We start from the raw sequence: 237 nt of genomic DNA, 5'->3' as shown, positions 1-237 counted from the left end.
CCAATCGGCGGCCGCCCGGCTCGGATCGTCGACCACGACCACGGCATTGAGGAAGTCCTGTTGTTCCACACCCCCCCAGGGGGCAGTCGAGTAGACCGCCGAGGCGGCCACCACCGCATCGCCGAGCCGGTCGCAGACGGACTGCAGATGCGCCATCCGGTCACCGATGTTGGAACCGATCGAGAGCACCGCACGACTCACCGCGTTCCCCCGCTCACTGCATGCCCTTGCGGGACC

1 protein-coding gene is annotated in these 237 nt (G+C 68.4%); it reads right to left on the bottom strand.

Annotation, left to right across the window (positions count from 1 at the left end; all coding sequences use genetic code 11):
* The coding region (locus SB717_RS39435; protein WP_410908769.1) for a 2-amino-4-hydroxy-6-hydroxymethyldihydropteridine diphosphokinase at positions 1 to 201 on the bottom strand (201 nt) is incomplete at its 3' end.
* Positions 202 to 237 lie beyond the last annotated feature (36 nt).

The organism is Priestia sp. SIMBA_032, assembly GCF_046535215.1.
GTDB lineage: Bacteria > Bacillota > Bacilli > Bacillales > Bacillaceae_H > Priestia > Priestia aryabhattai.
Note: the sequence above shows the minus strand (reverse complement) of the source record. Positions and strands in the feature narration are given on the sequence as shown.